The sequence below is a fragment of the Verrucomicrobiia bacterium genome, assembly GCA_019634635.1.
In the GTDB taxonomy this organism is placed as follows: domain Bacteria; phylum Verrucomicrobiota; class Verrucomicrobiia; order Limisphaerales; family UBA9464; genus UBA9464.
The window spans coordinates 235,107-261,632 of sequence record JAHCBB010000003.1 but is presented as its reverse complement, the minus strand read 5'-3'; the positions used below and the strand labels follow the sequence as shown (position 1 = coordinate 261,632).

25 protein-coding genes and 1 pseudogene are annotated in these 26,526 nt (G+C 64.9%); 11 read left to right on the top strand and 15 right to left on the bottom strand.

From position 1 onward, the window contains the following. Positions 1-86 precede the first annotated feature (86 nt). Positions 87-1,130, bottom strand: a complete 1,044-nt coding sequence (locus KF791_03595) for an alpha/beta hydrolase (GenBank protein ID MBX3731659.1) — start codon at positions 1,128-1,130, stop codon at positions 87-89. Positions 1,131-1,297: 167 nt separating this feature from the next. Between KF791_03595 and KF791_03590 the strand changes: the two genes are divergently transcribed. Next, a complete protein-coding gene (locus KF791_03590) occupies positions 1,298-1,936 on the top strand; it encodes a hypothetical protein (GenBank protein MBX3731658.1) in 639 nt (212 codons plus the stop codon). Positions 1,937-2,212: 276 nt separating this feature from the next. Here the strand turns inward: KF791_03590 and KF791_03585 are convergent, their stop codons facing one another. Together KF791_03585 and KF791_03580 are read right to left on the bottom strand one after the other, a co-directional pair. Then, positions 2,213-3,109 (bottom strand): hypothetical protein, encoded by an 897-nt coding sequence (locus KF791_03585; protein MBX3731657.1) that lies wholly within the window; start codon positions 3,107-3,109, stop codon positions 2,213-2,215. 277 nt (positions 3,110-3,386) lie between these two features. Next, positions 3,387-4,946, bottom strand: a complete 1,560-nt coding sequence (locus KF791_03580) for a hypothetical protein (GenBank protein ID MBX3731656.1) — start codon at positions 4,944-4,946, stop codon at positions 3,387-3,389. Positions 4,947-5,097: 151 nt separating this feature from the next. Between KF791_03580 and KF791_03575 the strand changes: the two genes are divergently transcribed. After that, positions 5,098-5,280, top strand: coding sequence for a hypothetical protein (locus KF791_03575; GenBank protein MBX3731655.1), 183 nt, complete (start codon positions 5,098-5,100; stop codon positions 5,278-5,280). A 12-nt stretch (positions 5,281-5,292) separates the two neighbouring features. On the opposite strand, the gene KF791_03570 is transcribed toward KF791_03575, so the two are convergent. From KF791_03570 to tpiA, 5 genes and pseudogenes are all read right to left on the bottom strand, one after another. After that, positions 5,293-6,228 carry an ABC transporter permease gene (locus KF791_03570; GenBank protein ID MBX3731654.1) on the bottom strand — a complete coding sequence of 312 codons (936 nt, stop codon included), beginning with the start codon at positions 6,226-6,228 and terminating at the stop codon, positions 5,293-5,295. Beyond that, complete coding sequence (locus tag KF791_03565; protein MBX3731653.1) at positions 6,221-7,183, bottom strand: ABC transporter permease; 963 nt, start codon at positions 7,181-7,183, stop codon at positions 6,221-6,223. Before KF791_03565 ends, KF791_03570 begins: the two co-directional genes overlap by 8 nt. A 4-nt stretch (positions 7,184-7,187) precedes the next feature. Next, positions 7,188-8,930: a peptide ABC transporter substrate-binding protein gene (locus KF791_03560; GenBank protein MBX3731652.1), complete on the bottom strand. Its 1,743-nt coding sequence runs from the start codon at positions 8,928-8,930 to the stop codon at positions 7,188-7,190. Between the two features lie 267 nt (positions 8,931-9,197). Then, positions 9,198-9,431, bottom strand: a pseudogene (secG, locus tag KF791_03555) (preprotein translocase subunit SecG). An 18-nt stretch (positions 9,432-9,449) separates the two neighbouring features. After that, positions 9,450-10,214, bottom strand: a complete 765-nt coding sequence (tpiA, locus tag KF791_03550; protein ID MBX3731651.1) for a triose-phosphate isomerase — start codon at positions 10,212-10,214, stop codon at positions 9,450-9,452. Positions 10,215-10,445: 231 nt separating this feature from the next. Here tpiA and KF791_03545 point away from each other — a divergent pair, with 231 nt between their 5' ends. Beyond that, positions 10,446-12,443, top strand: coding sequence for a hypothetical protein (locus KF791_03545; GenBank protein MBX3731650.1), 1,998 nt, complete (start codon positions 10,446-10,448; stop codon positions 12,441-12,443). Between the two features lie 35 nt (positions 12,444-12,478). Further along, positions 12,479-13,696 carry a c-type cytochrome gene (locus tag KF791_03540; protein MBX3731649.1) on the top strand — a complete coding sequence of 406 codons (1,218 nt, stop codon included), beginning with the start codon at positions 12,479-12,481 and terminating at the stop codon, positions 13,694-13,696. Between the two features lie 52 nt (positions 13,697-13,748). Here the strand turns inward: KF791_03540 and KF791_03535 are convergent, their stop codons facing one another. From KF791_03535 to rpmH, 5 genes are read right to left on the bottom strand one after another with little or no spacing between them, the layout of a single operon-like run. Next, positions 13,749-14,222 carry a KH domain-containing protein gene (locus KF791_03535; GenBank protein MBX3731648.1) on the bottom strand — a complete coding sequence of 158 codons (474 nt, stop codon included), beginning with the start codon at positions 14,220-14,222 and terminating at the stop codon, positions 13,749-13,751. Between the two features lie 28 nt (positions 14,223-14,250). After that, positions 14,251-16,086 (bottom strand): membrane protein insertase YidC, encoded by a 1,836-nt coding sequence (gene yidC / locus KF791_03530; protein ID MBX3731647.1) that lies wholly within the window; start codon positions 16,084-16,086, stop codon positions 14,251-14,253. 9 nt (positions 16,087-16,095) lie between these two features. Further along, positions 16,096-16,329: a membrane protein insertion efficiency factor YidD gene (yidD, locus tag KF791_03525; GenBank protein MBX3731646.1), complete on the bottom strand. Its 234-nt coding sequence runs from the start codon at positions 16,327-16,329 to the stop codon at positions 16,096-16,098. 20 nt (positions 16,330-16,349) lie between these two features. Next, complete coding sequence (rnpA, locus tag KF791_03520; protein MBX3731645.1) at positions 16,350-16,766, bottom strand: ribonuclease P protein component; 417 nt, start codon at positions 16,764-16,766, stop codon at positions 16,350-16,352. Between the two features lie 20 nt (positions 16,767-16,786). Beyond that, a complete protein-coding gene (rpmH, locus tag KF791_03515) occupies positions 16,787-16,924 on the bottom strand; it encodes a 50S ribosomal protein L34 (GenBank protein ID MBX3731644.1) in 138 nt (45 codons plus the stop codon). Positions 16,925-17,074: 150 nt separating this feature from the next. On the opposite strand from rpmH, the gene KF791_03510 reads away from it, so the two are divergent. The 3 genes from KF791_03510 to KF791_03500 all read left to right on the top strand — a co-directional run bounded on the left by KF791_03510 (position 17,075) and on the right by KF791_03500 (position 19,202). Next, complete coding sequence (locus KF791_03510; protein ID MBX3731643.1) at positions 17,075-17,371, top strand: type B 50S ribosomal protein L31; 297 nt, start codon at positions 17,075-17,077, stop codon at positions 17,369-17,371. Between the two features lie 113 nt (positions 17,372-17,484). After that, positions 17,485-18,561: a peptide chain release factor 1 gene (gene prfA / locus KF791_03505; GenBank protein MBX3731642.1), complete on the top strand. Its 1,077-nt coding sequence runs from the start codon at positions 17,485-17,487 to the stop codon at positions 18,559-18,561. A 59-nt stretch (positions 18,562-18,620) separates the two neighbouring features. Continuing rightward, a complete protein-coding gene (locus KF791_03500) occupies positions 18,621-19,202 on the top strand; it encodes an HAD-IA family hydrolase (protein ID MBX3731641.1) in 582 nt (193 codons plus the stop codon). Between the two features lie 19 nt (positions 19,203-19,221). Here KF791_03500 and nifS read toward each other — a convergent pair whose 3' ends face one another. After that, a complete protein-coding gene (nifS, locus tag KF791_03495) occupies positions 19,222-20,481 on the bottom strand; it encodes a cysteine desulfurase NifS (GenBank protein ID MBX3731640.1) in 1,260 nt (419 codons plus the stop codon). Between the two features lie 199 nt (positions 20,482-20,680). Here nifS and KF791_03490 point away from each other — a divergent pair, with 199 nt between their 5' ends. The 4 genes from KF791_03490 to KF791_03475 are packed head-to-tail and all read left to right on the top strand — an operon-like array spanning position 20,681 to position 25,342. Next, positions 20,681-22,390 (top strand): NADPH-dependent assimilatory sulfite reductase hemoprotein subunit, encoded by a 1,710-nt coding sequence (locus KF791_03490; GenBank protein MBX3731639.1) that lies wholly within the window; start codon positions 20,681-20,683, stop codon positions 22,388-22,390. Positions 22,391-22,410: 20 nt separating this feature from the next. After that, on the top strand, positions 22,411-23,091 hold the full coding sequence (locus KF791_03485; protein ID MBX3731638.1) for a phosphoadenosine phosphosulfate reductase family protein: 681 nt from the start codon (positions 22,411-22,413) through the stop codon (positions 23,089-23,091). Next, positions 23,088-24,026 (top strand): sulfate adenylyltransferase subunit 2, encoded by a 939-nt coding sequence (locus KF791_03480; GenBank protein ID MBX3731637.1) that lies wholly within the window; start codon positions 23,088-23,090, stop codon positions 24,024-24,026. The genes KF791_03485 and KF791_03480 overlap by 4 nt, the downstream gene beginning before the upstream one ends. Further along, a complete protein-coding gene (locus tag KF791_03475; protein MBX3731636.1) occupies positions 24,026-25,342 on the top strand; it encodes a sulfate adenylyltransferase in 1,317 nt (438 codons plus the stop codon). The genes KF791_03480 and KF791_03475 overlap by 1 nt, the downstream gene beginning before the upstream one ends. Before the next feature lie 156 nt (positions 25,343-25,498). On the opposite strand, the gene KF791_03470 is transcribed toward KF791_03475, so the two are convergent. Beyond that, positions 25,499-26,524 carry a hypothetical protein gene (locus KF791_03470; protein ID MBX3731635.1) on the bottom strand — a complete coding sequence of 342 codons (1,026 nt, stop codon included), beginning with the start codon at positions 26,522-26,524 and terminating at the stop codon, positions 25,499-25,501. Positions 26,525-26,526: the final 2 nt, after the last annotated feature.

The window sequence follows — 26,526 nt, the reverse complement described above, 5'->3', positions numbered from 1 at the left end:
TGGGCCAACCGACCGTCAACGCTCGCGCGTCGTGGCGTCCCCATCGCGGGGCGCCCGAGGGATCCCTCCCGAGTCCGCCCAGGCGGTCAATCGGCCTTCAACACGGCGTCCATCATGCGGTAGGCGTGGGCCCGGACGTCGGGTGGGAACCGGTGGCCGGTTTTCGGATGCTCCACCGTCAGATCCGAATCCACGCCATCGCGGGACGCCAGCGCCCGGGCCTCCGAGGCGACACGGTCCACACTTCGCCAGCGAAAATTGTCATCGCCTTCGGGCGCGAAGATCACCACCCGGCGCGGGGCGATCGCCGCCAGCACGTCCGGGAAATCGAAGGGGATTTCTGCGAGGCGCCCCCGATAGGCTGCCAGCCGGGGCATGTAGCGGTCCTGACACCAGCCCTTCCCCGGCAGCCAGACCGCTGGATCCCCGTCGTAGTAGTCGCGGAACGAGTCGAGTCCGCAGCTCGACACCACCACCCGGATTCGCGGATCGAACGCCGCGGTGAACAGGCCGTTGTGACCCCCGAGCGAGTGCCCGATGCAGCCGAACCCGTTGGTGCGCACTGCGGGCAGGGAGGCCAGGACGTCGAGTCCGCGCACATTGTCCCAGATGGCCTTCAGGGTGCCGCTCGCGTAGTCGAGGCCCTGCAGGTCGGGCGCATAGTCCGCCAGGTGCGGATACGGCGGAGCGAGCACCACATAGCCGCGCCGCGCCAGTTCGAAGCCATATTCGTCGTCGGGCGAGTCGCCCAAGCCCACGACGACGCGGCGTCCGGCCGGATGGGTCTGGTGGAGGGCCAGGACGCCCGGGAATCGCCGGTCCGCGCCCGCGCCCGCCGCCGCTGCCCCGAGGGGCAGGAGCAGGAATGCCGGCACCCGCGAGCCGGGTTCGCTCTGGTACGAAATCTGCCGGCGCACCACGTCATCCACGACCTCTTCACCCTCGATCCGCACCTCCAGCGGAACCCGTTTCTCGGCGCCGGGAAACGATCCCATGACCGACTCCATTGCCCGGAGGTACGGCTGCCGGCGTGTCGTGTCGTCCGCGGACGCGGCGCGGCCGTGTGCCGAACCCGCGAGCGTCGCGAGCAGGAGCAGCGCGGTAAGCGTGCACAAGTTGGGAGCCGTCATGAGCGTAACGGACACCGGTTTTCGCGGATCTGGCAATGGCATTCCTCGGGGATCGCATTGCTCGGGGAGCCTCCGCGGAGGCACGCGGGGCCGCCCGGTGGATCGCCATGACGTGTCGGTGGCGTGCCGGTTGCCGGACGGATTGGTGCCCACTAGCCTGATCGGCGATGAACGTGCTGGTGCTGGGGATGATCGCGGGACTGCTGACGGCCCGCGTGTGTGCTGCGGAAATCCTGTTTGCCGAGGATTTTTCCAAGGTGGAACCGGGGCCGCTCCCTGACGACTATCTGGTCCTCGACGGCCTGTTCGAAGTGCGAGAGGACGGCGGCAATCGCTTTGCGGAACTGCCAGGTGCGCCTCTGGAGTCCTTTGGCTTCCTGTTCGGCTCCAACCAGCCCTCGGGCGTCGAGGCCACGGCGACCATTTTTGGAACGAAGAGCGGACGGAAGTTCCCCACCTTCGGACTTGGGCTCAACGGGGCCAGTGGCTACCGCCTTCAGGTGGCCCCGGCGAAGAATGCCGTGGAACTTCTGCGTGGCGATCTCGTGGTTGCGACGGCCCCCTATGCCTGGGAAAGCGGGACCTGGACCCATTTGAGGCTCGCGCTGCGAAAAACCGGGGAGTCCACGTTCCGCCTGGAGGGCACCGCCTGGGCGGCATCGGCCGAGGCGCCAACCGAACCCCTGCTGACCTTCGACGAGACCCTGTTGCAGCCTGCGGGAAAGGCGTCCGTCTGGGGCATGCCGTTCGCCGGCACCCCGATCCGGTTCGACAACCTGGCGGTCCGCCGGCTGCCGGCTCCGTGACACCGGGCGGGCTCAGCCCTGGCGCGGATCCAGGGCATCCCGCAGGCCGTCCCCGAGGAAGTTGTTCAGTCAGTGAGAAAGACGCGAACCCAGAAGCCTCCGGATTCCTGAAACCGTGGAAAGGCCGTGATCGCTTCATGCCACCACTCCCCCGGATCTCGCCTCGAAACCCGTTACGATTGAAGCGAACTCATCTCGCGACGATGCCAGGAGGCTTGTAACCGATGTGGAATTCAACGCAACGGTCAGCAGTCCTGAGCCAAATTTGACCCGGAATTATGCGGGTGACAACCTAGCATTGCCATACGGAACCGCTCCGGGCAATATGTTTTCGATCAAATCTGCAACACCGACGGCAAGCCCCATCACTCGATTTCTTGAATCGTAGCTTTTCATTACATGAACACCGAGCAACTTGCAAGTGGATGGGTTTCTATAGTCCCTGATGAAAACGCCGGCTCCGCTGTCACCGTCAATGGTGCAATAAGGTTCGTTCGCAGGATTCCCGTCACTTCCATGCAAAAATGGATATGTATAGGCGAACAATGATGTGAATTGAATTGGAGCGGAACGGGAACACCACTCCGGCTGATATTCGAGCTTTTCAGATGTCGAAAATACCTCAATCTGAACACGGCGACTTACTCCGGCATCGCGCTCCACCCAAACATAGCCTTCAGATGCTCGATTGAGTCTCGAAGCCATTGCAACGTCCTCTGCGGTTGCAAAATCGCCCGTAAATTCTGGCGGCCAGCCACAATTGCGAGGCTCCGGCAAAGTTCGGCCCAGAAGTCGGACAACTGTCGCATCTCTAAACTCCGGGCGTCTTCCCAGGATCCGAGGTTTCAGTTGAGTGGGCGTCAAGGCATGAGGGTAAAACCCCCTTCGGTATAACACGCCCTCATTCGACTGCTCCCATGCCGCTGCGCATGTATCCACAAAGACATGCCCGGCGGATAGCGCGTACTTCTCCCCTTTCTGCGTGGCGAAGATTCCTCCGACGGTGCCGATCGAGGTGCTGTTGAGCGAGGCTCCACCCGGAGCCGGGCGAAATCCGAAAAGACGTCCCACCAAAAGGGCATCGTCAACCGTGATATTCCTTGCCCGTCCTGTTTCCTGCTTGACCAGCAATTCCGGCTTTAATCGTGTGGATTCTACCACGTCGGTGCGCACGCGACTTCGTTGACCCTCCGGCCCGATCCATCCTGCAACAGTTTGAGCAATTCTGCCACCTGGCGGAGGGTTTCTCCGCTTCAACTTGACAAAGGCATGAATGCACGGCACCAGATGCCCAGTTTTGGTCCGGGCCAGCAGATTTGAGTTTTGGAGGAGCTTGCTTCCAAAGCCCCAACCAACAACAGATGGATGATCCTTAAGCCGCGCCTCCGCCAACCTGATCATGCGTTTCGCACTGGGACCTGAATGTCGTTTACTCATGTTCTGAGAATTGTCATTTAAATTGCTCTAGCAATGTCTGGATGGTCTCAGTTCCGGTGATTGTAATTGAGGAATCAGCAGCGTTTCTTGCGGCCGTCCAGTTGATTCCCGGGTTGTTGAACCGCGCCTTGAATGCGCCAAGAACCTCCTCTTCAGCAAGCGATTGTCCATTCTTGACGGCTACAGTGATCTCAAAATGGTTCCCGTTCCTTCCATTCGCATTCGAAACGGTGGAGTCCTTCAATTCAATACGGTCACTGATCGATTTGGTCCAAAAATTCTCCGCATTCTTTGGATCGAAAAGCTTCGTCGCCAGACTGAGCCTGGGTTGCTCGCTGGTTGCGTTGTCACCATCGCTGCTGGAATTGCTGGCGACTGCAACCGGCGAGGTCGCTGGAGCAATAAATACGTCACTGGTTGTATTGAAGCCGATCATGGTAACTGGAGGGCACGGAATAAATGCCATGTCAGACCGGATCCATGGCACACCGGAACTCATAATCAAGACGTCAAGTGCCAGATCAGGATCGTTTGAAATCTGAGGCTGGCCATGCAACCATTGGCGAATCTCCCGGGGTTTGAGGATGGGGTAGATTCCGGGCTGCGCGATCCTCACTTCTGAAACCTTGATGAGCAGGATACCGCCAAGCACGTCTTGTCCGATGGCGCCCGGTTCCCCGCCGGAGTTTCCACCTTCTAGCTTATTCTTTGCAATGCGGGCGAGCGCCTCGGCTGGAACTTTGGTGATTCCCGGTGGCAATCCTGCGGCTGCAGGTGCCCATGTCATGAAAATGTTGGCCGCGGCATCAGAGGCCTTGCTCACCTGATCAATCACGTAAGGAATGAGTGTTGAGTTGTCGGCTTGCTGGGAGAATGTTTCCGCAGCCCATCCGTTGCGAAGCCTGGTCTCGATGTCGGCTTTGCCGAGGCCGGTCTGCGATCTGATTACAAACTGTTCTTCGAAGTCGGGGAGGTAGACAATGTCCATCCGGTCACCAAGTCGGGTGACTGGATCCTCATTGTTGATGAATCCTGTCCGCGCTTTGATTTCACTTGGCGTAGTGGGTGGTTGTGACGCCGTATCCGGTCCTGACGATCCGCTTGAATCTGTGCGCGAGGGCTCCGGAGTCTCGCCGCCCGGAGTGGTCAAACTTTGCGGCACGGTCCCAGCTATTCCCCCAGTCTTGCGAGGTCCTTCCGGCGGCAAATGGAGCATGAGAGCCGCGGCCTGGGTGAGTGAAATCTTTCGGGGCGCGATCTTGCGCAGCCACGTCTGAGAAAGCTCAGGGAGTTCAAGGACGTAACTCTCCGATTCCGAGTCCCAGCGATAGCTGACCAAACCCGTTCGCTGACTCACGGGCGTTGACTGTTTAAGATGGAGGAACGGCCTGGGCAAGTAGTATCGCACTCCCTGCATGTTGTCGGCAGCGCGTTGCTGCGCATCGGTCCACGTACTGTATTGTGTTGGCGTCGGGACCTTAACATAATCGAGTTTGGCACAGCCAGCAAGAAGCGGTCCGAGCAGCAGGACGACGGCAGTGGTCGAGAACGCCTTTGTTTGATTTGTGTTCATTGGGGGGGTGGCATTTGAACCGAAGTGCTTTGGGGATCATCGCTGATCAGTTATTGAATCCGATTCTTTAGGAGAACGCTGTAGTCGTCATGTCGCATGATTATGCGACATCGGGGCAGTGTTTATCGGGATTCAGAGGGGGACAGACTGTGTGGCGGGGCAGAGCCCGGGCACCGCCTGGGCGGCATCGGCCGAGGCGCCAACCGAACCCCTGCTGACCTTCGACGAGACCCGGGTGCAGCCTGCGGGAAAGGCGTCCGTCTGGGGCATGCCGTTCGCCGGCACCCCGATCCGGTTCGACAACCTGGCGGTCCGCCGGCTGCCGGCTCCGTGACACCGGGCGGGCTCAGCCCTGGCGCGGATCCAGGGCATCCCGCAGGCCGTCGCCGAGGAAGTTCAACGCAAGGAGCGTCAGGGCGAGCAGGGCGCCCGGCCAGACGATCAGCCACCAAAAGACCCGCAGCGGATTGATCTGCGCGGCGCCCTCGGCAATCAGCGTCCCGAGGCTGGCGTCGGGTGGCTGGATGCCCAAACCCAGATAACTCAGAAAGCTCTCGTACAGGATGATCGCCGGAACGGTGAGGGTCAGGTACACGATGATGACCCCGAGGACATTGGGCAGGATGTGCCGGAGCAGGATGCGCCGATGGCTGGCCCCCAGCGACTGGCTGGCCAGGACGAACGGACGGGTCCGCAACGACAGCACCTGTCCGCGAACGATGCGCGCCATGGTGAGCCACGAGACCGCTCCCAGCCCGGCGAACAGGAACAGCAGGCGGGCGGTGGGTACGAGGTCGGGCGCCCAGGAGCCCACCCAGCGCTTCACATGGCCCTCCAGTGTGGTGATGAGCACGATGACGAACACGATGCTGGGCAGCGAATAGAGGACGTCCACGATCCGCATGAGCACTCCATCGAGGCGTCCGCCGGCATAGCCGGCCACCAACCCCCAGCAGACGCCGATCACCAGGCTGACCCCGGCGCCGACCGCACCCACCAGCAGGGAGATGCGCGTGCCGGCAAAAACGCGCGTGAACACATCGCGTCCATGCACATCGGTGCCAAACCAGTGGGTGCGGTCCGGAGCGGAGAACTGCAGGTCGGAGCCCTGTCCGGTGCCGTACGGGCTCCACCACGGGACAAGCAGCGCCAGCAGGATCATCATGGCAAGCCAGGCGGCGGAGATCATCGCGGGACGGTGCCGCCAGAGGCGGCGCAGCGCCTGCTGGTTGGGGGTGAGCGGACGCGCCACGGCGTCCGATGGCATGGCGGGACTACTCATGACGCACGCGCGGATCGAGCAGGCTGTAGGCGAGGTCCACCGCGAGATTGAGCACCAGCAGCAGCAGGGCGTAGAGCAGCACGAGGCCCACGACCATGGTGTAATCCCGGCTGAGCGAGGAATTGACCATGAACACGCCGATTCCCGGGATCTGGAAGATGTTCTCCACCACGAAGGAACCGGTGAGCAGGTCGGCCAGCATGGGGCCGCTGTAGGAGACCACGGGCATCACTCCAAGGGGAAGGGCGTGGCGGAGCAGCACCCCGGCGGTGCCCACCCCCTTGGCCTGGGCGGTGCGCACGAACTCGCTTTGCAACGCCTGTCCCATGCCCTCCCGGGTGAGGCGCGCCACGCGGCCGCCGAAGTACAGTCCCAGGGCGATCATGGGCAACACCGCGTGCGCCGGGGTTCCCCAAAGCCCCACGGGAAACCATCCGGCCCGGAGCGCCAGCAGGAGGATCAGCACGGGGCCGATCACAAACGCCGGCACACAGATCACCAGCAACGCCGCCAGGCTGCCGGCCCAGTCGGCGATCCCCCCGCGGCGCACGGCGGTGAGGAATCCGATCGGGACGCCGAATCCCATTGCGAACAGGAAGGCCAGGCCGCCGAGGGCCAGGGAGACGGGCAATCCCTGGCGAATGATGTCGGCCACGGTGTGATTCCGGTACTTGAGCGACAGCCCAAGGTCGCCGGTGAGGAGTCCCCCGGGTGCACGGCGCCACGCGCCGTCCGGTCCGCGTTCCCACTTCAGCCCCAAAAACCGCAGGTATTGGGAGATGAGCGACTCATCGAGGTGATACTTCGCCGCCAGGGCGCGTTCGACCGCGGGGGATGCTGGACGCCGTTCGCGATCGAACGGGCCGCCGGGAGCCACCCGCACCAGGAAGAACGCCAGCGTGACGATGACGAGGGTCAGCGGGAACAGGAACAGGAGGCGCCGGAGAAAATACATGGATTCAGGGCGCGGACGGGTTCGCCGCGGCCTGGCGTCGCCGGATGGCCCAGACCGGATGTTGGTCGGTCAGGTTCTCGTGGATTCCCTCCCACTTTTCAGGATCGTAGGCAAACAGACCCACGTAGGTGTAGAGGGGCAGCAGGGGCACCTCATCGCGAACCAGGAGCGTCTCCGCTTCCCGCAACCGGTCGAACCGGATCTCCGGATCGGCCTCACCCGCCGCGGATGCCAGCAGGGCATCGTAGCGCTCGTTGCGCCAGCCGGTGCGGTTGTTGCCGCTGTCCGAAAGGAAGCAGTCCAGAAAGGTCGTCGGATCCTGATAGTCCCCGACCCATGAGCCCCGGATCATGTCGTAATTGAGCCGGGACATTTCGGAGAGGTAGGTCTTCCACTCCACGGGACGCAGCTCCACGCGCAGGCCAAGATGCTCCCGAAGGCGCGTCTGCAGTTCCACGCCGATGTTTTCGTGCAGGAGCGCCCCGCCGCCGCCTCCGGCGTTGTACATGTAGGTGAAGGGCGGGAAACCGTTCCCACCGGGGTAACCCGCCTCGGCGAGGAGTCGCTGCGCCTCGGCTACCGCCTCAGCCATCGCCGTCGCCTGGGCGGCCGGGTCCGGTGCCGCCACCGCGGCGTGGCCGAGTCCCGCCGGCGGCTCGTAGCCGCCGGTGCCGGGGGGGGTCAGTGCGCTGGCCGGACGCTCCCCCATGCGCGTAATCCGCTCCGTGATCCGCCGGCGATCCACCACCAGGCCGATGGCCTTGCGGACCCGGGGATCATCGAAGGGTTTTCGCGTGACATTGAACCGCAGGAAATAGGTGGCGAGGTAGGCGTAGGCATGGAAATCGGGACGTCGCACCAGGACGTCGCCCAGCTCGGTCGGAATGACCACCTTGTCTATCAGGAAGTCTATGTCGCCGGTGAGGTAGAGGTTCAGTGCGGCGGCGGGCGAATCGCCCGCCAGAAAATCTACCCGGTCACAGCCCACGGCCGCGGCATCCCAGTGGAAAGGGTTTCGCCGGACCCGGATCCGGTCGTTGGGCCGCCAGGAGACCAATTCATACGGACCGCTGCAGGGCAGGGGACTCGCACGCACCCACTGGTCCTCGTGTTCCTCGATCGTCCGGCGGGGGACCACGGCCATGATCCGCATCGCGCACAGGTCCGGAAAAAATGGCGTCGGATTGACCAGATCCACGGTCACGGTGTGCGGGTCCACGGCCTGGATGCCGAGTTCGGCGAGATTGGTCGAGGCTCCGGTGGCCAGTGCCTGTCCGCCCTCGACATAGAAGAAGAACCCGCTGTAGTCGGCCGCCGTGGCGGGGTCCACGGCCCGCCGCCAGGACCACACGAAATCGTCGGCGTGGATGGGTTCCCCCGTCGAAAATGCCGCGTTGGTTCGCAGGTGAAAGGTGTAGCGGCGGCCGTCCGCGGACACCTCCCAGTGACTGGCCAATCCCGGCATCGCCCGTCCGGTCCGCGGATCAAACCGGGTCAGCCCTTCAAACAGCGAACCGCTGACCCGTCCGTCGGGCATCCCCGTGAGCACGTGGGGATCCAGGGTTTCGATCTCGGATCCATTGTGGATCACCAGGTCTGCCCTGGGTTCCGGGGAACACCCTGCAAGGAGAACCGTGCACAGCGCGACGACCAACGCGAAGGGGAGTTCTCCGGTCGCGGCCGGGAGGGCCGGACGCCTCCCGGGACGCCCGGCGGTGATGGTCGTCGCTGCCGGCACGGTGGGCACGGGCGAGGATGCGCCGGCCACCGAGTTGAATCAAGGGGCGGCCGCGCCCCGTCAGGGATCCGGTGTTGGTGCCGGGGTCACCGGCTCGGGACTGGTTGGATCCGCGGCAGGCACCGGGGCGGGCTCGACCGGGAAGGCCTCGGGGGTGAGGACGAGCGGGGCGGGCTCTCCGCCCACCGTGGCTGCCGGAGTCTGGGGCAGGACAGCCGGGGCGCTGGCGGCCTTGAGTGCCCGCTCCACTCCCAGGTTTCGGCTGCGGGCCAGTTGTGCATTCATCCACGCCAGGAGCACGCACAGGATGAGGAAGGCGCCGGCACTGTATTTCGTCAGCTTGGTGAGCGCCGTGCCGGAGCCCGCCCCGAAGAGCGCCTCGGTGGCCGCGCCGCCGAAGGCCTGTCCAAGGCCCGCCTCCTTCTTGGGCAGTTGGATGAGAATCAGCAGCCCGAGCAGGAGGCAAACCAGCACGAGCACAAACATCAGGAGATTAATCGCCAGCGACATGGCAGGAACTTGGATGGTTCAGATGGAATTCTTCACAATGTCCGCAAAACTGCGGACCTCCAGGCTGGCGCCGCCCACGAGGGCGCCGTCCACATCCGGCTGCGCCATCAATTCACGGGCGTTGCCCGGCTTGACGCTGCCGCCGTATTGGATCCGCACACGCCGGGCAACGGTCTCGCCGTAAAGGGATCCCAGCACCCCGCGGATGAAGGCGTGAACCTCCTGGGCCTGGGCGCTGGTGGCCGTCCTGCCGGTGCCGATGGCCCAGACGGGCTCGTAGGCAATGAGGGTGTCTTCCACCTGACCGGCGGTCAGGTCCTTGAGCGAGCCCTTGATCTGTGTTTCCACGACCTCGTTGGTGATGCCGGCCTCGCGCTCCGCGAGGGTTTCGCCGACGCAAACGATCGGCACGAGGTTGGCGGCGTGGGCCGCGGCGGCCTTGAGCGAAACCAGGGCATCGGATTCCCGCTGGTATTGGCGCCGTTCGCTATGGCCCAGAATCACGTAGCCAACGGAGAACTCCTTGAGCATGCCGGCGGCGATCTCGCCGGTGAACGCGCCATAGCCGTGGTCCCCCATGTTCTGGGCCCCAAGGCGGATGTTGGAGTCCAGGATGGCCTTGGACACCGATTCCAGCGCGGTGAATGGAGGGCAGACGACGATGTCCACCTCCTTGACCGCGGCCAGTTCACGACGGAGGTCCGCGACGAGATCGAGGGACTCGGCAACGGTCTTGTTGCACTTCCAGTTGCCGGCAATGATCAGCTTACGTTCCTTTTCCATGCAGAATTCCCGTGGGACACGGGGACGAGGACACTAGGGAAGCGCCGGGTGGGGTCCAAGCCGAAATTGGTTTGCGAAAATGCCGGCCATCGAGTGGATGCCTTGCCGTGTCGCCACGTCGCCGGCACACTCCGTCGGTCACCGTTTAAGAACCCGGAGCCGGCCCGCCCCGGGCGCTGTGGCGCGTGACGCTGTCCGTCGTTCGGAATCATCCCCTGCACTGCGTTTGCCATGGAACGAGTCCCCGGTTGTTGTTTGCTCCGGATCGCCGCGACCCTGATGGCCCTGATGGGCCACGGGGGAGTGCTTCCGGCCCAGGAGCCCCCGCCGCCCGCCGACACCGTGCTGTTCGCGGGTCTTGAACCGGCCGCAGCGGTCGAGGCGGCGACCCTGCCGCCGGGTTTTCGGCTGCACCTCGCGGCGGCAGAACCGGAGGTGGTGCAGCCCATCGCGTTTTGCGAGGACGACCGGGGTCGCCTCTGGGTGGCGGAGGGTCTCACCTACCCACGGCGCGTGGGCAGCCCCCCGCCCAAGGCCACGCCGACGCAGATCCAGGAGGACTTGTTTGCCGGACACGACCGCATTCTCGTATTTGAGGATACCAACGGGGACCATCGTTTCGATCGTCGGACCGTGTTCCTGGAAGGGCTCAACCTGGTCTCAGGAATCGAGTATGGCTTTGGTGGCGTGTGGATCGGGGCGGCGCCTTATTTGCTGTTTGTTCCGGTGGCGGATGGCGACGCGCCGCGTCCGGCGGGGGAGCCGCGAATTTTGCTGGATGGATGGAACTTCACCGCCGACACGCACGAGACCTTGAACACCTTCACGTGGGGTCCCGACGGCTGGCTGTACGGGTGCCACGGGGTGTTTTGCCCGTCGAACGTGGGCCCGCCGGGCTGCGATCCATCCGCACGCCAATGGGTGGACGCCGCGGTGTGGCGGTACCATCCGGTGCGGCACCAGTTCGAGATCTTCACCGAAGGGGGCTCCAATCCCTGGGGCATTGACTTTGACGAGCACGGCAACTTGTGGGCGGAGATGTGCGTCATCCCGCACTTGTTTCACATGGTGCAGGGCGGGAGGATCACCCGGCAGGGCGGCGAACACTATTGCTTCAACGCGTCGGAGACCGCCCGCAACGGCCGCCATCGCGATCCCCGCAGCGGGAAGCCGGTGTTTCCGTACGTGTACGACGCCATCACGACAGTGGCGGACCATGTCCACTATGCGGGCCAGGGCGGGCCCCACGCGGGGAACGGGCGCAGTGATGCCCACGGGGGGGGCCACGCGCATGCCGGCCTCATGGCCTACCTGGGCACCAGCTGGCCGGCCGAATATCGAAACCGGCTGATCCTCGGCAACATCCACGGTCAGCGCCTCAACACCGACATCCCGGTCTCCGAGGGGTCTGGATACGTCGGACGCCATGGTCCGGACTTTCTCAATTTCAACGATGCCTGGAGCCAGACGCTGAACCAGCGGCTGGATCCCGACGGTTCGATGTTTGTGATTGATTGGTACGACGGGAACCAGTGTCACCACAACCGTGCGGACGGCCATGACCGGTCCAACGGGCGCATCTACAAGATCGTGTACGAGGACACCCCGCGGACCCCGGTGGACCTGGCGGCCCTTGGCGACGATGCCCTGGCAGGGCTTGTTGCCTCCCGCAATGAGTGGAAAAGCCGTCATTCCCGGAGGCTGCTGCAGGAGCGGGCGGCTGCCGGCCGCCTCGGTGCCGGTGTGCGGGAGCAATGGTTCCGCGAACTGGCCAAGGCCACCGAGACCCCGGCCCGTCTGCGTCTCCTTTGGGCCCTCCATCTGACCGGAACGGTGCCTCGCGACCGCCTGCCCCTGGACGACGAGTGGGTGCGGGCGTGGTCCCTACAGCTCGCGGGCGAACAGCCCGCTTCGGATGGAGCGATCCCGAGCTGGGCCGATCTGGCGGATCGTGCCCGGACCGAGCCGTCGCCGGTGGTGCGCCGTTTCATGGCGTCCGTGCTGCAGCGGATGCCGGTGGAGGCGCGTTGGGACACCCTTCAGGGATTGGTACAGCACGCCGGGGATGCCTCGGACCACAACCTTCACAAGCTCTACTGGTATGCCGCAGAAGGCGGGGTTGCGACCGATCCGGATCGTGCGCTGGCCCTGTTGAAAGCCACCAGGATTCCCAAGGTGCGTGAGTGGATTGCGCGACGTCTCGCAACCGGAAACCTCGCTGCGAAATGATCCCTTACTCGGACCGGCTTCGACGAAACCTTTCGATGAAACGCGCCGTTTTCCGCCTGGCCCCCGTTGCCGTTGCCTGTGCCGCCTTCCTGTCCGCCGTCCCCGCGGCATGTGCGGCGGATTCGCTGCCGCAATTGACCGCGCTGCTGGCTGATTCCGACGATCCCCAACTGACGCTCGACGTGCTGCGGGGCGTGGCTGCGGCGCTGGCGGACCGGCGGAGCCAGCCCATGCCGACCGGCTGGGAGGTCGTTGAGGCGCGCCTGGCGACCAATGCCCATCCGGAGATCAGGACCCTTGCCCAGACGCTGTCGCTCAAGTTCGGCAGTGGTCGGGCGCGCGAAACCCTGAGGTCTGTGGCCGGCGATCCCGCCGCCGGCCCGGTGGCGCGACGTGTGGCGCTGGAGTCGTTGCTGGCCGTCCGGGATCCCGAACTCCCCGCGTTGCTTCAGGGGTTGCTGGAGGACCCGGCGGTGGTCGCGTCCTGTCTCAAGGGTCTCGCCGCCTACGACGATCCGGCGACGCCACAAACCATCCTGGCGGTTTACCCGCGCCTCGGACCTGGGGCGCGTCGCGATGCCCTCAATACCTTGGCTTCGCGACCGGGCTATGCCCGTCCACTGCTGGAAGCCGTCGCCTCCGGGCGGGTGCCGAAGTCTGAACTGAGCGCGGACCTGGTCCGGCAGTTGCGGAGCCTGAAGGATGCGGCCTTGGCGACCCAATTGACGGAACTCTGGGGCGTGGTCCACGAGACGAGCCCCGACATGGCTGCGGAGATCGAGCGGGTTCGGCGCCTCTACTGGGCGGGGGGATCCCAGCCAGGGGACGCCTCCCGTGGGCGGGCGGTGTTCAACCAGATCTGCGCCCAATGCCACCGCCTTTTTGATTCGGGCGGCGATGTGGGGCCGGACATCACCGGGGCCAACCGCGGGGACCTCGGCTACCTCCTTGAGAACATCCTGTATCCCAATGCAGTCATCCCCAACGAATTCCGGGCCACCACGGTGGAGACCCGGGACGGCCGCACGCTGACGGGCGTGTTGAAGTCCCGGGACGCCACCAGCTTGCGGCTGCAGACTGCGAACGAGGTGGTGGTGGTGGCGTCCGGTGAAATCGAACGGATCGAGCCGGGCGAACTGTCCATGATGCCCGAGGGGCTGTTGGAGCCGCTGGAGGACCAGCAGATCCGGGACCTGCTTTACTACCTGGGCCGACCGGGTCAGGTGAACCTGCCCGTGGCCTTGGAACCGTGATGTTCGGGTCGCTAATGTGAGACGGTGGGAGGCGGGCGGTGCCGGCAAGCGGTCAGCGCCGTCGGGGCCGGACCAGGATCACCTTCTTGTCGCTGCCCTCCACCTCGACGCTGGACGTCTCGATATCGGGATCGTCCTTGAGCGCCTGATGGACGACCCAGCGGTCGTATCCGTTCATCGGCTCCAGTTCGAGCACATCACCCCAGCGCCGAACCTTCTCCGCGGTCTCCAGCGCCCGCCGGACCAGCTGCTCCCGCGCCTGCTGACGGTAGCCGCAGACGTCGAGGACAATTTTTGGAATCCGGGCGTCATGGTGAAAGACCAGCTTGTTGAGCAGGAACTGGAGTTCGCTGAGCGTCTGGCCCGAGCGTCCGATCAGCCGTCCCGGATCGTCCGTCTGGATATCAAGGAGGATCTGGTCGTCCATCGGACGCTCCTCCACCGTGATTTCGAAGCCGAGGGTGGCCAGCAGTTCCTGGAGCGTGACCTTGGGATCGAGGCGGGGCGGTTCGGTCTCGGGTGGCATGGAGGGAGGGGTCACGGGGAACGACGGGCTAGGGTTTGCGGGGAGCGGACGGCTTGGGTGCCGGCTGGGGGGTGGACTTCGCGTCGTTCATTTTTGTCAGCTTGGTCTGGAACACAGTTAGCAGGTTCTGGGCGGTCCAGTAAAGCGTCAGACCCGAGCTGTAATTGTAGAGGAACAACACGAAAAACACCGGCATATAGCGCATGATCTTCTGCTGGGCCGGGTCCATCTGCGGGGACATCGGGGTCAGATGTGCCATCCACAGCGAGGTCGCCCCCATCAGGAGCGGGAGCAGGTTGAAGGGCAGCCCGACACCGGCAACGCCGAGGAAGGGCAGCCAGCCCAGCCCGGGGATCATGAACAGGGTGTCTGGTGCGGAGAGGTTGCACACCCATAGGAATTCGGCCCCGCGAAGTTCGATGGCGGTCCGCAGCATGAAGAAGAATCCGATGAACACCGGAAACTGGATCAGCATGGGCAGGCAGCCCGCCGCCGGGTTCACCTTGTGGCGCTTCATGCACTCCATGGTCTTTTCCTGCATCCGCTTCGGGTCGCTCTTGTACTTTTCGCGGATGGCCTGGAGCTCGGGCTGGATCGCCTGCATCCGCTTCATCGAGCGGGTGCTCAACGCGGTCAGCGGCCAGAACAGGCCCTTGATGATCACGGTGAGGGCGATGATGGACCAGCCGTACGAGGGGATGAACTGGTGGAGGCCGTTGAGGCTGAGCAGCAGGCCCTTGGCGAAAAACCCGGTGAACCCGGTGAGGTCCATCACCGCCTCCAGGTTGTTGCCCATCCGGGAGAGGGTGAAGTATTCCTTCGGTCCCGCGTACAGGCTGAACTGCTGCTCCAGCGAGGCCCCGGGGGCCAGCACGGGCGGCGGCAGCAGCAGCGCCGTCTGCAGTGCACGGGGGTTGGGGTTGAGGCGTCCGTTGGCCTCGAGTTCGGACGGCGCGGGCTTCGGCAGCGCGAAGTCGCGCACGACGATGCGGTCGGCCGGGGATTCCGGCACCGTGATCATGGTGAAGAACCGGTTGTTGGCCGCCCCCCACACCACGTTGCTCGCGCCCGCCACGTATTCCGAACGCGGTGTGCCCGGCAGGCAGCCCAGGGTGCGGTTCGCGAACCACCCTTCGTTGACCACCGTGGTGTCCGCCCCGTTAAACCAGTGCGCGCCCAGCCATTCGCTGGTCTCGGTCCGGTCTCCCGACGACGCGGTGCCGATCACCAGTTCGCGCGCCGGGATGGCCACCGGAGCCGTGCCGGTGTTCTCCCATCGCAGCGTGACGGCAAAGACGTAATTGCTGGCGATCCGGAACTCCTTGGTCAGCCGCAGCCCGTTGGTCAGGGACCGCGTCGCCCGCACGACGCCGTCCCGTTCGCTCAAGGTGTAGGTCACCCCCGCGCCGAGTTCGGCGGAATCCTGGTGCACAAACGCCGGAAGAAACGCGGGGTCGTTGAGTGAGGCCGGTTCGCTGGCCATCGCCCGGTCGTCCTGACGGCAGCCCACGCTCGCCGGATACTCCTTGAGGTCCACCGAGCGGAGGCCGCCACCGAGTGCGGTGATGGTCGCGCGCACCTGGGCGTTTTCGAGGGTGAGCACCGGGCCTGGAGCTGCCGACAACTCTGCCAGGGGCACCAGCGGGGTCGCGACCACGGCCGGATCCGCGCCCGCCGGCGACAATTGCGGGGATCCGGCGGAAGCGGCGGACGAGGGTGTTGCCGGTCCGGGGGCGGCCATTCCGGGTGCGTTGGTCATCCCCGGGGGGCGGGGCACAGGCGGGTAGAGCCGGTTCACCAGCCACGACCAGGAAAGCATCAGCGCCAGCGCGCCAGCGAGGATGAGAAAGCCCTTGCGATCCATGCGAATATTTCAGGAAATCCGCCCCAACCGTTCCGGCACCGGATCCGGACCGGCACCACCCCAAGGGTGGCAGCGGCAAACCCGGTCCACGGCCAGGCGGCTGCCGTGAACGGCCCCGTGACGGCGGATCGCCTCCAATGCGTAGTCGGAACATGTCGGCATGAAGCGGCAGCATCCGGACGGCCCGAGGAGGGCGTTCTTTGCCGGCGATACCACCCACCGATATCCCAGCAGCGCGGTGATGAGGATCCACCGGACCGGGTTCACGCGGCGGGCTCCGGGTGGGGGCGGGAGGCCGCTTCCAGCGTCACGGCTCCCTTCAGCAGGCGGGCGTGGCGCAGGGCTTTCAGGAAGTCGCGTTCGACCTCGGCGTAACCCCGGCCGGCGATGGACTTGCGGGCGACGAGCACGGCGTCCACCGATTGAGCGAACTCCGGACGATGGCGCCGGAAGGCCTCACGAAGCAGGCGTTTGGCGCGATTTCGAACCACGGCCCCTCCCACCGACCGGCCGGCCACCAGACCGATGCGGTCGGGTCCGGGGCCTGCAGGCAGCCAGTTGAAGATCAGGCAACCCTGGACGACACGATGCCCGCCGGCCTTGAGGCGTACGAAATCCCTGCCGGCACGCAGCCGGTGACGACGGCCCAGCCGCCACCGGCTTCCGGGAGTCGCGGACATCAGGCGAAACCGGGACGGAATCAGACCGGGGTGAGGCGGCGGCGGCCCTGGCGCCGGCGGTTCGCGATATTGGCGCGGCCGCCCTTGGTGGCCATCCGCGCGCGGAAACCGTGCTGGCGGACGCGGCGGATCTTCGAAGGCTGGTACTGTCGTTTCATGGAATCGGAGCCCGCAGCGAAAGCGGAGTCGCGCAGGCTACCGACCCGGTTTCTCGAGTCAATCCTTGAGTCCTTCCAAATTCAGGTGTCCGGAACGTTGAAATCGCGCTTGTCAGCCTTTCTCCCATCGGTACGGTCGTCCGGCTCGAAATGAAGGCAGAAACGCACCCCAAGAATTACCGGTTGATGATCTTCCGGGACTCGGCTTCCGGACAATCCTTCCTGACCCGTTCCTGTGCCAACACGTCGTTGTCCGCAGCGTGGGAGGACGGGCAGGAGTACCCCCTGTACCTCATGGGCATCAGCGGGTTTACGCATCCGTTTTACACCGGGCAGCAGAAGTTTGTGGATACCGCCGGCCGCGTGGACAAGTTCCAGCAGCGGGCCGCCAAGACGGCGGAAATGCAGGCGGCGAAGGCTGCGGTCAGCCCCCGGAAGAAGAAGTAGCGGCCCTCCAGATCACCGCCCGCCGGCTGCAGCGACAGCCGCCGGGCGGTTTTCTTTTTGGGCCGCGCGTTCCGGTGTGACGGCGGTGTCAAGTCCCACGATCGAGCCTTCCGATGGATCTGCATCTGTTCGTCCGGCGGTTTCGTGAGCGGTTTGCCGAGGTGGAGGCCCGGCTGAGCGCTCCGGATGCCTTTGCGCAGCCGCAACGGGGGCAGGAATTGACCCGCGAGCATGCCCGGCTGCGGGAGCTCGTCGAAGCCGGGGATGCTCTGGAGCGTGTCGAGGCCGAGCTGGCGAACAACCGCGCGCTTCGCGACGGCGAACCGGCCGGCTCCGAGCTGGCGGCGATGGCGGGCGAGGAGATCGGTCGCCTGGAGGCGGAGGAGCGCCGCCTGTCCCGCCGCATCCAGGAGGGCGTCGTGCCTCCCGACCCGGCCGATTCCCGAAACTCGATCCTCGAAATCCGGGGTGCGGCCGGTGGCGACGAAAGCGCCCTCTTTGCCGCCGATCTGCTCCGGATGTACCAGCGTTACGCGGAGCAGCAGGGATGGCGGTTTGAGATTCTGGACCTCAGCCCGTCCGATCTTGGGGGGTGCAAGGAAGCGATCGTCAGCGTGACGGGTCAGGATGTCTTCAAGCGGTTGAAGTACGAGTCGGGCGTTCATCGCGTTCAGCGGGTGCCGGCAACCGAGGCCCAGGGGCGCATTCACACCAGTACCGTCACGGTGGCCGTGCTGCCTGAGGCGGCGGAGGTGGATGTGGTGATCCGCCCGGAGGATTTGGAAATCAACGTCTGCCGCGCCTCCGGTCACGGGGGCCAGGGGGTCAACACGACCGATTCGGCAGTGCGGCTCTTTCACAAACCGTCGGGCATCGAGGTGCGCTGTCAGGACGGACGCTCGCAACAAAAGAACAAGCAGCAGGCGCTCACCGTCCTGAGGTCCCGGCTCCTGGAGCGGCGAAGGGCCGAGGAGGACGCCCGATACGCGGCGGAGCGGAAGTCCCAGGTGGGCACCGGGGAGCGCAGCGAGAAGAGCCGCACCTACAACTTTCCCCAGAATCGGGTGACGGATCACCGGGTGGACCTGACACTCTACAATCTCAGCGCGGTGATGGACGGTGACCTCGATCCGGTGATCGAACCGCTGATGGCCCACGATGTTCAATGCCGCCTTGCGAGGTTGAATTGACCGGGGCGGACGCCCCTGATGCCGCCTTCCGAGACCCACTCCTGTTGCCGATGAATCCCATGCCCGAATTCCCCCAAGCCTTGATCTTCGATTGTGACGGCACTCTTGCGGACACTATGCCGGTCCACTGGGAGGCGTGGCGGGAGGTCACCGCCCGGTACGGCTTGGAATTTCCCGAGGAGCGTTTCTATTCGCTCGGGGGCGTGCCGACCCGGGACATCGTGCGATTGCTGGCTTCCGAGCAGGGGCGCACCGAGATTGATCCCCTGGCCTTCGCCGCGGAGAAGGAGGAGGCCTACTTCCGGAGGTTTTCGCACATCGGTCCGGTCGAAGAGGTGATCGCGATTGCGGCGGAGCATCGAGGCCGCATCCCGATGGGCGTCGCCAGCGGCGGGTCGCGGACGGCGATCACCCGGGTGCTCGGCCATCTGGGCATCCTGGACTGGTTCGGCGCCGTGGTGACCAACGAAGACGTGGTCCGCCAGAAGCCGGCCCCCGACATCTTCTTGGAAGCGGCGCGACGTCTCGGTGTGGCGCCGGCGTTGTGCCGTGCCTACGAGGACACCGATCTCGGACTCGAGGCGATTCGCGCCGCAGGCATGGAGGCGGTGGACATCCGCCATCACACCCGGGGTGTCTGAGGCGGGACGGGGCGCCGGATCAGGCTCCGACCACGTCGTCCGCCCGGGCGACGGCCAGTTCCTGCTCGTGCTTGGCACGGGCTCCCGCGACGTCGTAGGCGTCGTTGTCCGGATGTTCCGGACTCAACGGGGAGATGCTGCGCAGCTTCTCGATGATCGGGGGCAGGTGTTTGAGCAGGTAATCCACGTCCTCATCCGTGTTGTAGATGCCGAGGCTGAACCGGAGGGAGCCGCGGGCGCGCATGGGGCTGACGCCCATGGCGGTGAGGACGTGGGACGGATCGAGGGAGCCGGTGGTGCAGGCGCTGCCGGAACTGGCGCAGATTCCCACGAGGTCGAGCATCATGAGCACGGCCTCGGCCTCGACGAAATCGAAGGCGATGTTGGTGGTGTTCGGCAGCCGGGGTTCCTTGCCGCCATTGCGCACCGTGTTCGGGATGTGGCTGAGGATGTGATTCTCCAGCCGGTCGCGGAGACCACGGACCCGCGAATTTTCATCGGCCAGCGAGGCGATCGCCAGTTCCGCCGCCCGGCCGAACGCAACAATATTGGCCACGTTCTCCGTGCCACCGCGGCGACCCCGTTCCTGATGACCGCCGATGACGTAGGGGGCGAAGCGGGTGCGGCGCCGGACGTACAACATGCCGATTCCCTTCGGAGCGTGCAGTTTGTGGGCGCTCAAAGACAGAAAGTCCACGCCGAGCTGCCTCACATCAATCGGGAGCTTTCCTGGAGTTTGCACGGCGTCGGTGTGGCAAAGGACCCCTTTCGAGCGGCAGAGGGCCGCGACCTCCTCGATGGGGAAAATCACCCCGGTTTCGTTGTTGGCCCACATCACGGAGACGATGGCCGTGTCGGGTCGGATGGCCTGCTCCAGGCGATGGAGGTCCAGCGAGCCATCGGGTTCGACCGGAAGCCATGTGATCTCGTGGCCCTGTTTCTGGAGAAACTCGCAGAAATTGATATTGGCACTGTGCTCGACAGCGGTGGTGACCACGTGCCGCTTGCCGGTGGTCGCCAGGGCACTGTGGATGGCCGCATTGTTGGACTCGGTGCCGCAGCTCGTGAAGGTGATCTCCTTGGGATCCGCATGGACCAGCGCCGCGACCCTTTCGCGGGCCATTTCGACATGTTTGTGAACCTGCGAGCCAAACATGTAGGCACTGGAGGGATTTCCCCAAAGTTCGCTCAGGAATGGGACCATGACCTCGACCACCTCGGGGGCGACCCGGGTCGTGGCATTGTTGTCGAAATAGTGAAGGCGCGAAGGAACGATCATGGTGGACATCAGGCAACGACCATGGGTCGAGCCGCCCATGAGGCTACGCCAACGCCTTTGGGGTGCAAGCGGTCAGGTCCGGCGGCTCCACGTGCGTCCCCGGGGGGCCCGCAACGTGGCGTGTCTCCTCCCCGCGATTCCTCTTGGAATCTCGCCCATCTCGATTCATCATCCCAAACCTTATCGGGAAACTGAAGTTATGACCGCTGATGCGACGGGAGCCACGGAATCGAAGGTATTGACCAGGAATGAGCAGCTGAAGATCGCGGTGCCGACGCTGGCCGGGACGATTGCGGCGACGCTTTCGGATCCGGCTGCGGACTGCTTTTCTTCGGATGACGAGCAGTTTCTGAAGTTCCACGGGATCTACCAGCAAGACGACCGGGACCGGCGAAAGCAGGGCAAGGTGCATATCATGATGATCCGGGGCCGGATCCCCGGGGGGGTGCTCAATGCCGCGCAGTGGATTGCGTTTGATGACCTGGCCTCGCGTTATGGCAACAACACCCTCCGGATCACGACCCGGCAGAGCATTCAGTGGCATGGGGTGGCGAAGTCCGGGCTTGGCGCCCTCATGAAGGGGATCCATGCCGCGATGCTCGACACCCTGGCAGCGTGTGGCGATGTGAACCGCAACGTGATGGCGGCCCCGACGCCGGCAGGCACGACGGCCCGGCAGGAGTTGTACGAGGACGCCCGGCGGGTTTCCGACGCCCTGCTGCCGAAGACGCAGGCCTATCATTCGATCTGGCTCGATGGCGTGCAGCTGAACCTGGAAGCGCCGGAGAACCGTGATTTTGAGGATCCGCTGTACGGTCGTCAGTACCTGCCCCGGAAGTTCAAGGTGGCCTTCGTGCTGCCACCGTCCAACGACATGGACATCTTCACCAACTGCCTCGGATTCATCGGGGTGGTCGAGGGGGGACGGGTGGTCGGGTACAATCTGGCAGTCGGCGGCGGCATGGGTCGCAGCCACGGCAATGCAGCCACCTACCCCCGGTTGGCGACGGTGCTGGGATTTCTTCCGCGGGAACGGCTCGTCGAGGTTGCGAGGGCGGTGCTCACCATCCATCGGGACTTCGGGGATCGCTCGGACCGCAAGCACGCGCGCCTCAAGTATGTCGTCGAGGAGCGTGGCACGGCGTTCATCAAGGCCGAGGTGGAACGTCGCGCGGAGCTCACCCTGGCACCGGAGCGTCCGTATGCGTTCACCACCACCAACGACACCTACGGCTGGCAGCGGGCGCTCGACGGCACATGGTATGTCACCCTGTTCGTCTCCATGGGGCGCATCCGGGATGACGGGGGGCATCAATTAAAGACCGCTCTCCGGTTGGTGGCGGCGCAGTTTCCCTCGGTGGAGTTTCGCCTGTCGGCAAACCAGAACGTATTGCTGGCAAGTGTCGCGGACGCGGAACGGGAGCGGATCACGGCGCTCCTCGCGGGGCACGGAGTGTGCACGGACCCCCCGGCCTCGGTGCTGCATGCGGCGGCCATCGCTTGTCCGGCGCTGCCCACCTGCGGTCTCTCCCTTGCCGAATCCGAGCGGTACCTGCCGGGCCTGCTGACCCGGATCGAGGCGCTGTGTGCGGAGTTGGGGCTGGGCGGACAGGAAATCGTGATCCGGATGACCGGTTGCCCGAACGGATGCGCGCGGCCCTACATGGCCGAGATCGGATTCGTCGGCAAGGCACCGGGACGCTACCAGGTCTGGCTGGGTGGCAACCAGAACGGAACCCGCCTGAACCGGGTGTGGAAGGAGATGGTCAAGGACGCCGAGATTCTGTCCGAACTCCGGCCGCTCCTGGAGCGTTATGCCGCCGAGCGGCAGCCGTCGGAACGGTTCGGGGATTGGGTGGCGCGGACTCTTTGGGTGCCCTCCAGCCAGAACGGAACCGGTCCTGTTTGATCCCTTCCCCCCGAGTGCTCATGCCTGAGGAATTCCTGCCGGAAATCAATGCGCAGTTGCGCAACCAGCCGCCGATCGAGGTCATCCGATGGGCGGTCTCGCGATCGGGCGGACGTGCCGTGATTTCCACGAATTTCCGCCCGTTTGAGGCGGTGCTTCTCCACCTGGTGACGCGGGTGGTGCCCGCCATCCCGGTCCTGTGGGTGGACCACGGATACAACCGGCCCGCGACCTACCGGCATGCCGAGGACCTGCGGCGGCGCCTGGATCTCCAGATCCATGCGTACGTGCCCCGCATGACCGCGGCCCATTACGACGCGCTCCACGGGGGTGCGCCCGAGCCGTCGCCGGAGCACGAGGAGCAGATCAAGGCGTTCAGCACCACCATGAAGCTGGAGCCCTTCCAGCGCGGCATGCGGGAGCTGGCTCCTGCGGTCTGGTTCACCGCCCTGCGGCGGGTCCAGAATCCGAATCGTGCCGGGAGGGATCTGGTGACCGAAGACCCTGGCTTCCGTGTGCTCAAGGTGAGCCCGCTGTTCCACTGGACGGATGGGCAGATGGAGGCCTACCTGAGGGAGCACGATCTGCCGAATGAATGGGATTATTTCGACCCGGCCAAGGCGGACGAAAAGCGCGAGTGCGGCCTCCATGCCGCGTGGGGGGCGAAGGCCATGGCGGTGGGGCAGGAGAAGGCCGGATGAGCAGCTACCATCTCGACCATCTCCAGTACCTGGAGACCGAGGCGATCCATGTGCTCCGCGAAGTGGCTGCGGAATTCGAGCGTCCGGTGCTGCTCTTTTCCGGTGGCAAGGATTCCATCTGCCTGCTGCGGCTCGCCGAGAAGGCCTTCCGCCCCTCGGAGCTTCCGATGCCATTTCTCAACGTGGAGACCGGACACGAGTTTCCCGAGTTGATCGAATTTCGGGACCGGAGGGCACGGGAACTGGGGGCGCGGCTGCTTGTCCGGTCGGTCGAGGACGCCTTCGCGAGCGGCATCGCAACACCGACTCCGGGCCAGGTGAGCCGCAATCAGCTGCAGATTCCAGTGCTTCTGGCGGCCATTGAGGAGTTCCATTTCGACTGCTGCATCGGCGGTGCGCGACGGGACGAGGAGAAGGCGCGTGCCAAGGAGCGGTTTTTCAGTTTCCGGGACGCCTTCGGGCAGTGGGATCCGAAGAACCAGCGGCCAGAGATATGGAACCTGTACAATGCCCGGCTGAACCCGGGTGAAAACATGCGGGTTTTCCCCCTCTCCAACTGGACCGAGATGGACGTCTGGGAATACATCCGCAGGGAGCGGCTCGAGGTTCCCTCGATTTACTTCAGCCACACGAGGGAATGCTTCCGCCGCGGCGGGCAATGGTTGCCCCTGCCGCCACCACACACCGACGCGAACCGTCCCGATCCCTACGCGGGCGCCCGGCCGCGCCCCAATGAGACGGTCAAGACCCTCGTGGTCCGGGTCCGCACCATTGCCGACATGGTCAGCACCGGCATGATGGAGAGTCCGGCCTCGAGTGTGGAGGACATCATTGCGGAGGTGGCGGCGGCCCGGGTCACCGAGCGGGGCTCGCGGGCCGATGACCGGGCCAGCGAAGCGGCCATGGAGGATCGCAAGAAAGCCGGGTACTTTTGATGACGACTGCCGTCCACACCATCGAGCTCCTTCGTTTCAACACCTGCGGTTCCGTGGACGACGGCAAGTCCACGCTCATCGGGCGGCTGCTCTACGATTCCAAGTCCCTGATGGAGGATCAGATCGAGGCCTTGGAGCGGTCGGCGGATCTGACCGGTGGGGGCCAGATCAATCTGGCAAACCTGACCGACGGGCTGCGCGCCGAACGTGAGCAGGGGATCACCATTGACGTCGCCTACCGCTACTTTGCGACCCCGCGGCGGAAGTTCATCGTGGCGGACACTCCGGGACACGTGCAGTACACGCGCAACATGGTCACCGGAGCCTCCACCGCGAACCTTTCGGTGGTTCTCGTGGATGCGCGCCAGGGTGTCATCGAGCAGAGCCGCCGCCACACGTGCATCGCATCGCTCCTGCGCATCCCGCACCTCGTGATTGCGGTCAACAAGATGGATCTCGCGGACTGGTCGGAGGCGCGTTTCCTGGAGATCCGGGCCGAGTTTGAAACCTTCCTGCCCCGGTTGGACATCAAGGACGTGAAGTTCATCCCCATGAGCGCGCTGAACGGGGACAATGTCGTTGAGCCGTCCCGACACACCCCATGGTTCCCCGGACCGACGCTGCTCGGCCATCTGGAGTCCGTGCACATCGGCAGTGACTGGAATCTGGCCGCGTTCCGCCTGCCCGTGCAGTGGGTGAACCGGCCGCATCAACCCCGGGACCCGCGGCTCCACGATTTTCGGGGATTCAGCGGCCAGATCGCCGGCGGCATCGTCCGGGTGGGTCAGCGGGTGATGGTGCTGCCGGGCGGATGGAAGAGCACGGTCCGGCAGATCTGGACCCTCGACGGGCCGCTCGACGAGGCCTTCTGTCCGCAGTCGGTGACCCTGGTGCTTGATGATGACCTCGATGTCAGCCGTGGGGACACGATCGTGGGCATGGAGTCGCTGCCTGGATTGAATTCGGAGCTGCAGGCCCGGATTTGCTGGATGCATCCGCGGCCACTGGTGCGTGGGCGCAAATTCCTGCTGAAGCACGGCACACAGACCGTGCCGGCGGTGGTCTCCTCGATTGAGAACCGCATCCACGTGGCCACCTACGAACCGGAGCCGGAGCCGGCGGATCTGGTGATGAACGACATCGGGGAGATCCGGTTGAAAACGGGAAGACCGTTGGTGTTCGACGGGTATGCGACCAACCGCATGACCGGGGCGTTCATCCTCGTCGAACCCGGGATCAATGCCACGGTCGCCGCCGGCATGTTGCACCCGCCCCTGGAGCCCGTCCGCCCCGAGTACAACGATTTTGCCATCTGAATGAACGGCCGCCCGGCCGGTCGCATTCCCGGTGCGACGCCCGGCGGCCATCCGGCATGGGAGTGGGAGCATCCGGGCGACGGCTGGAGATCCTGGCGGCGGGCTGGAATCCCGCGGGGGGGATTGCCGCTGTCCGTGCCGGACCGGTGTGCGGACTCAAAAACTGACCTGCACGCCGCCGCTCACGGCGAACGTGGAACCGAAGTCAAAAACCGCTTCGTAGCCAAGCCCCTGGATTCGCAGGGCGCCGTTCCACGCCCACTCGACGCTCCCGTATGCTCCAATCCACTCCCGGAACCAGTAGGTGGCGCGCACCTGCATGTAGGCGCCCGGAAGCCAGTCCCCCTTGTTTTGCCCCAGGGACTCGGTGACGGATGGAATCAGCGGTGAGGCGTAGTCCTGGGATTGGGCGAACTCCGCGTTGCCATAGGCGTAAATGGATGTGAAACCCGCGCTCGCGGCCGTGGAGAATTTCTCCGTGATCGGCACCAGGAGCCACGCACCGAACCGGGCGGTGTAGAAGTCGGCGGATAGATCCGTCGAGAGGGTGGAGGTCGCCGCGGAGGAAATGGGCGCCTGCGGGACCGGCGTCAGCGAGATCAAGGGACCCGCGACATTGGCCGACCCGGAGTACGGAGCCAGCGGGGCGACGACCCCGCCAAGGTCATACCGATTCCGTTCCTGCAGGACTTGGGACTCCACCGAGGTCCGGTCGTTCCCCGAGTAGCTGGCATAGCGAAAACCCAGTTCGAATCCGAAAAGCCCGGTTCGTTTCCCCAGGTCAAACCGGTAGAACTCGAAACCGACGAGGATTTCGGGTCCGAAAAGATTGGCGTCGCCGAATCCGTCGAGTCCGGTGACCGGCTGGCGCCCAAGAATGCGGCTCATTTCGATGGAGCCGTCCACCAACTGACCGGCATCCTGATACCCCCAGTTCCACGTCAGGTCATCCGCACCATTGTTGATGTCGGGAAGCACGTAGCCGTTGTCGTAGATGCCGCGTTGAGGGGACGGCGGCGGGGCCGTCGCATTGACGGAGACGGACAGGCCAAACTGGTAGAAGGCGCCGGCGCGGACGTACCAGCCGGTCTTTTCCAGATCGTAGGGGGTCTCCTGGGCGGTGGCGGTGGCTCCGGCGGCGGCGGCGAGCAGCAAGGTGAGAGGGCGCAGGGGACGGTGCATGC

Excerpts from the sequence above, each read along its gene's own strand:
- KF791_03580 (MBX3731656.1), bottom strand. The coding sequence starts at position 4,946 with ATGAACACAAATCAAACAAAGGCGTTCTCGACCACTGCCGTCGTCCTG.
- KF791_03480 (MBX3731637.1), top strand. The coding sequence starts at position 23,088 with ATGAGCAGCTACCATCTCGACCATCTCCAGTACCTGGAGACCGAGGCG.
- KF791_03470 (MBX3731635.1), bottom strand. The coding sequence starts at position 26,524 with ATGCACCGTCCCCTGCGCCCTCTCACCTTGCTGCTCGCCGCCGCCGCC.
- KF791_03485 (MBX3731638.1), top strand. The coding sequence starts at position 22,411 with ATGCCTGAGGAATTCCTGCCGGAAATCAATGCGCAGTTGCGCAACCAG.
- rnpA (MBX3731645.1), bottom strand. The coding sequence starts at position 16,766 with ATGTCCGCGACTCCCGGAAGCCGGTGGCGGCTGGGCCGTCGTCACCGG.
- KF791_03475 (MBX3731636.1), top strand. The coding sequence starts at position 24,026 with ATGACGACTGCCGTCCACACCATCGAGCTCCTTCGTTTCAACACCTGC.
- tpiA (MBX3731651.1), bottom strand. The coding sequence starts at position 10,214 with ATGGAAAAGGAACGTAAGCTGATCATTGCCGGCAACTGGAAGTGCAAC.
- KF791_03570 (MBX3731654.1), bottom strand. The coding sequence starts at position 6,228 with ATGAGTAGTCCCGCCATGCCATCGGACGCCGTGGCGCGTCCGCTCACC.
- KF791_03500 (MBX3731641.1), top strand. The coding sequence starts at position 18,621 with ATGCCCGAATTCCCCCAAGCCTTGATCTTCGATTGTGACGGCACTCTT.
- KF791_03565 (MBX3731653.1), bottom strand. The coding sequence starts at position 7,183 with ATGTATTTTCTCCGGCGCCTCCTGTTCCTGTTCCCGCTGACCCTCGTC.
- KF791_03595 (MBX3731659.1), bottom strand. The coding sequence starts at position 1,130 with ATGACGGCTCCCAACTTGTGCACGCTTACCGCGCTGCTCCTGCTCGCG.
- KF791_03510 (MBX3731643.1), top strand. The coding sequence starts at position 17,075 with ATGAAGGCAGAAACGCACCCCAAGAATTACCGGTTGATGATCTTCCGG.
- KF791_03535 (MBX3731648.1), bottom strand. The coding sequence starts at position 14,222 with ATGCCACCCGAGACCGAACCGCCCCGCCTCGATCCCAAGGTCACGCTC.
- rpmH (MBX3731644.1), bottom strand. The coding sequence starts at position 16,924 with ATGAAACGACAGTACCAGCCTTCGAAGATCCGCCGCGTCCGCCAGCAC.
- KF791_03490 (MBX3731639.1), top strand. The coding sequence starts at position 20,681 with ATGACCGCTGATGCGACGGGAGCCACGGAATCGAAGGTATTGACCAGG.
- KF791_03590 (MBX3731658.1), top strand. The coding sequence starts at position 1,298 with ATGAACGTGCTGGTGCTGGGGATGATCGCGGGACTGCTGACGGCCCGC.
- KF791_03545 (MBX3731650.1), top strand. The coding sequence starts at position 10,446 with ATGGAACGAGTCCCCGGTTGTTGTTTGCTCCGGATCGCCGCGACCCTG.
- nifS (MBX3731640.1), bottom strand. The coding sequence starts at position 20,481 with ATGATCGTTCCTTCGCGCCTTCACTATTTCGACAACAATGCCACGACC.
- prfA (MBX3731642.1), top strand. The coding sequence starts at position 17,485 with ATGGATCTGCATCTGTTCGTCCGGCGGTTTCGTGAGCGGTTTGCCGAG.
- yidC (MBX3731647.1), bottom strand. The coding sequence starts at position 16,086 with ATGGATCGCAAGGGCTTTCTCATCCTCGCTGGCGCGCTGGCGCTGATG.
- KF791_03540 (MBX3731649.1), top strand. The coding sequence starts at position 12,479 with ATGAAACGCGCCGTTTTCCGCCTGGCCCCCGTTGCCGTTGCCTGTGCC.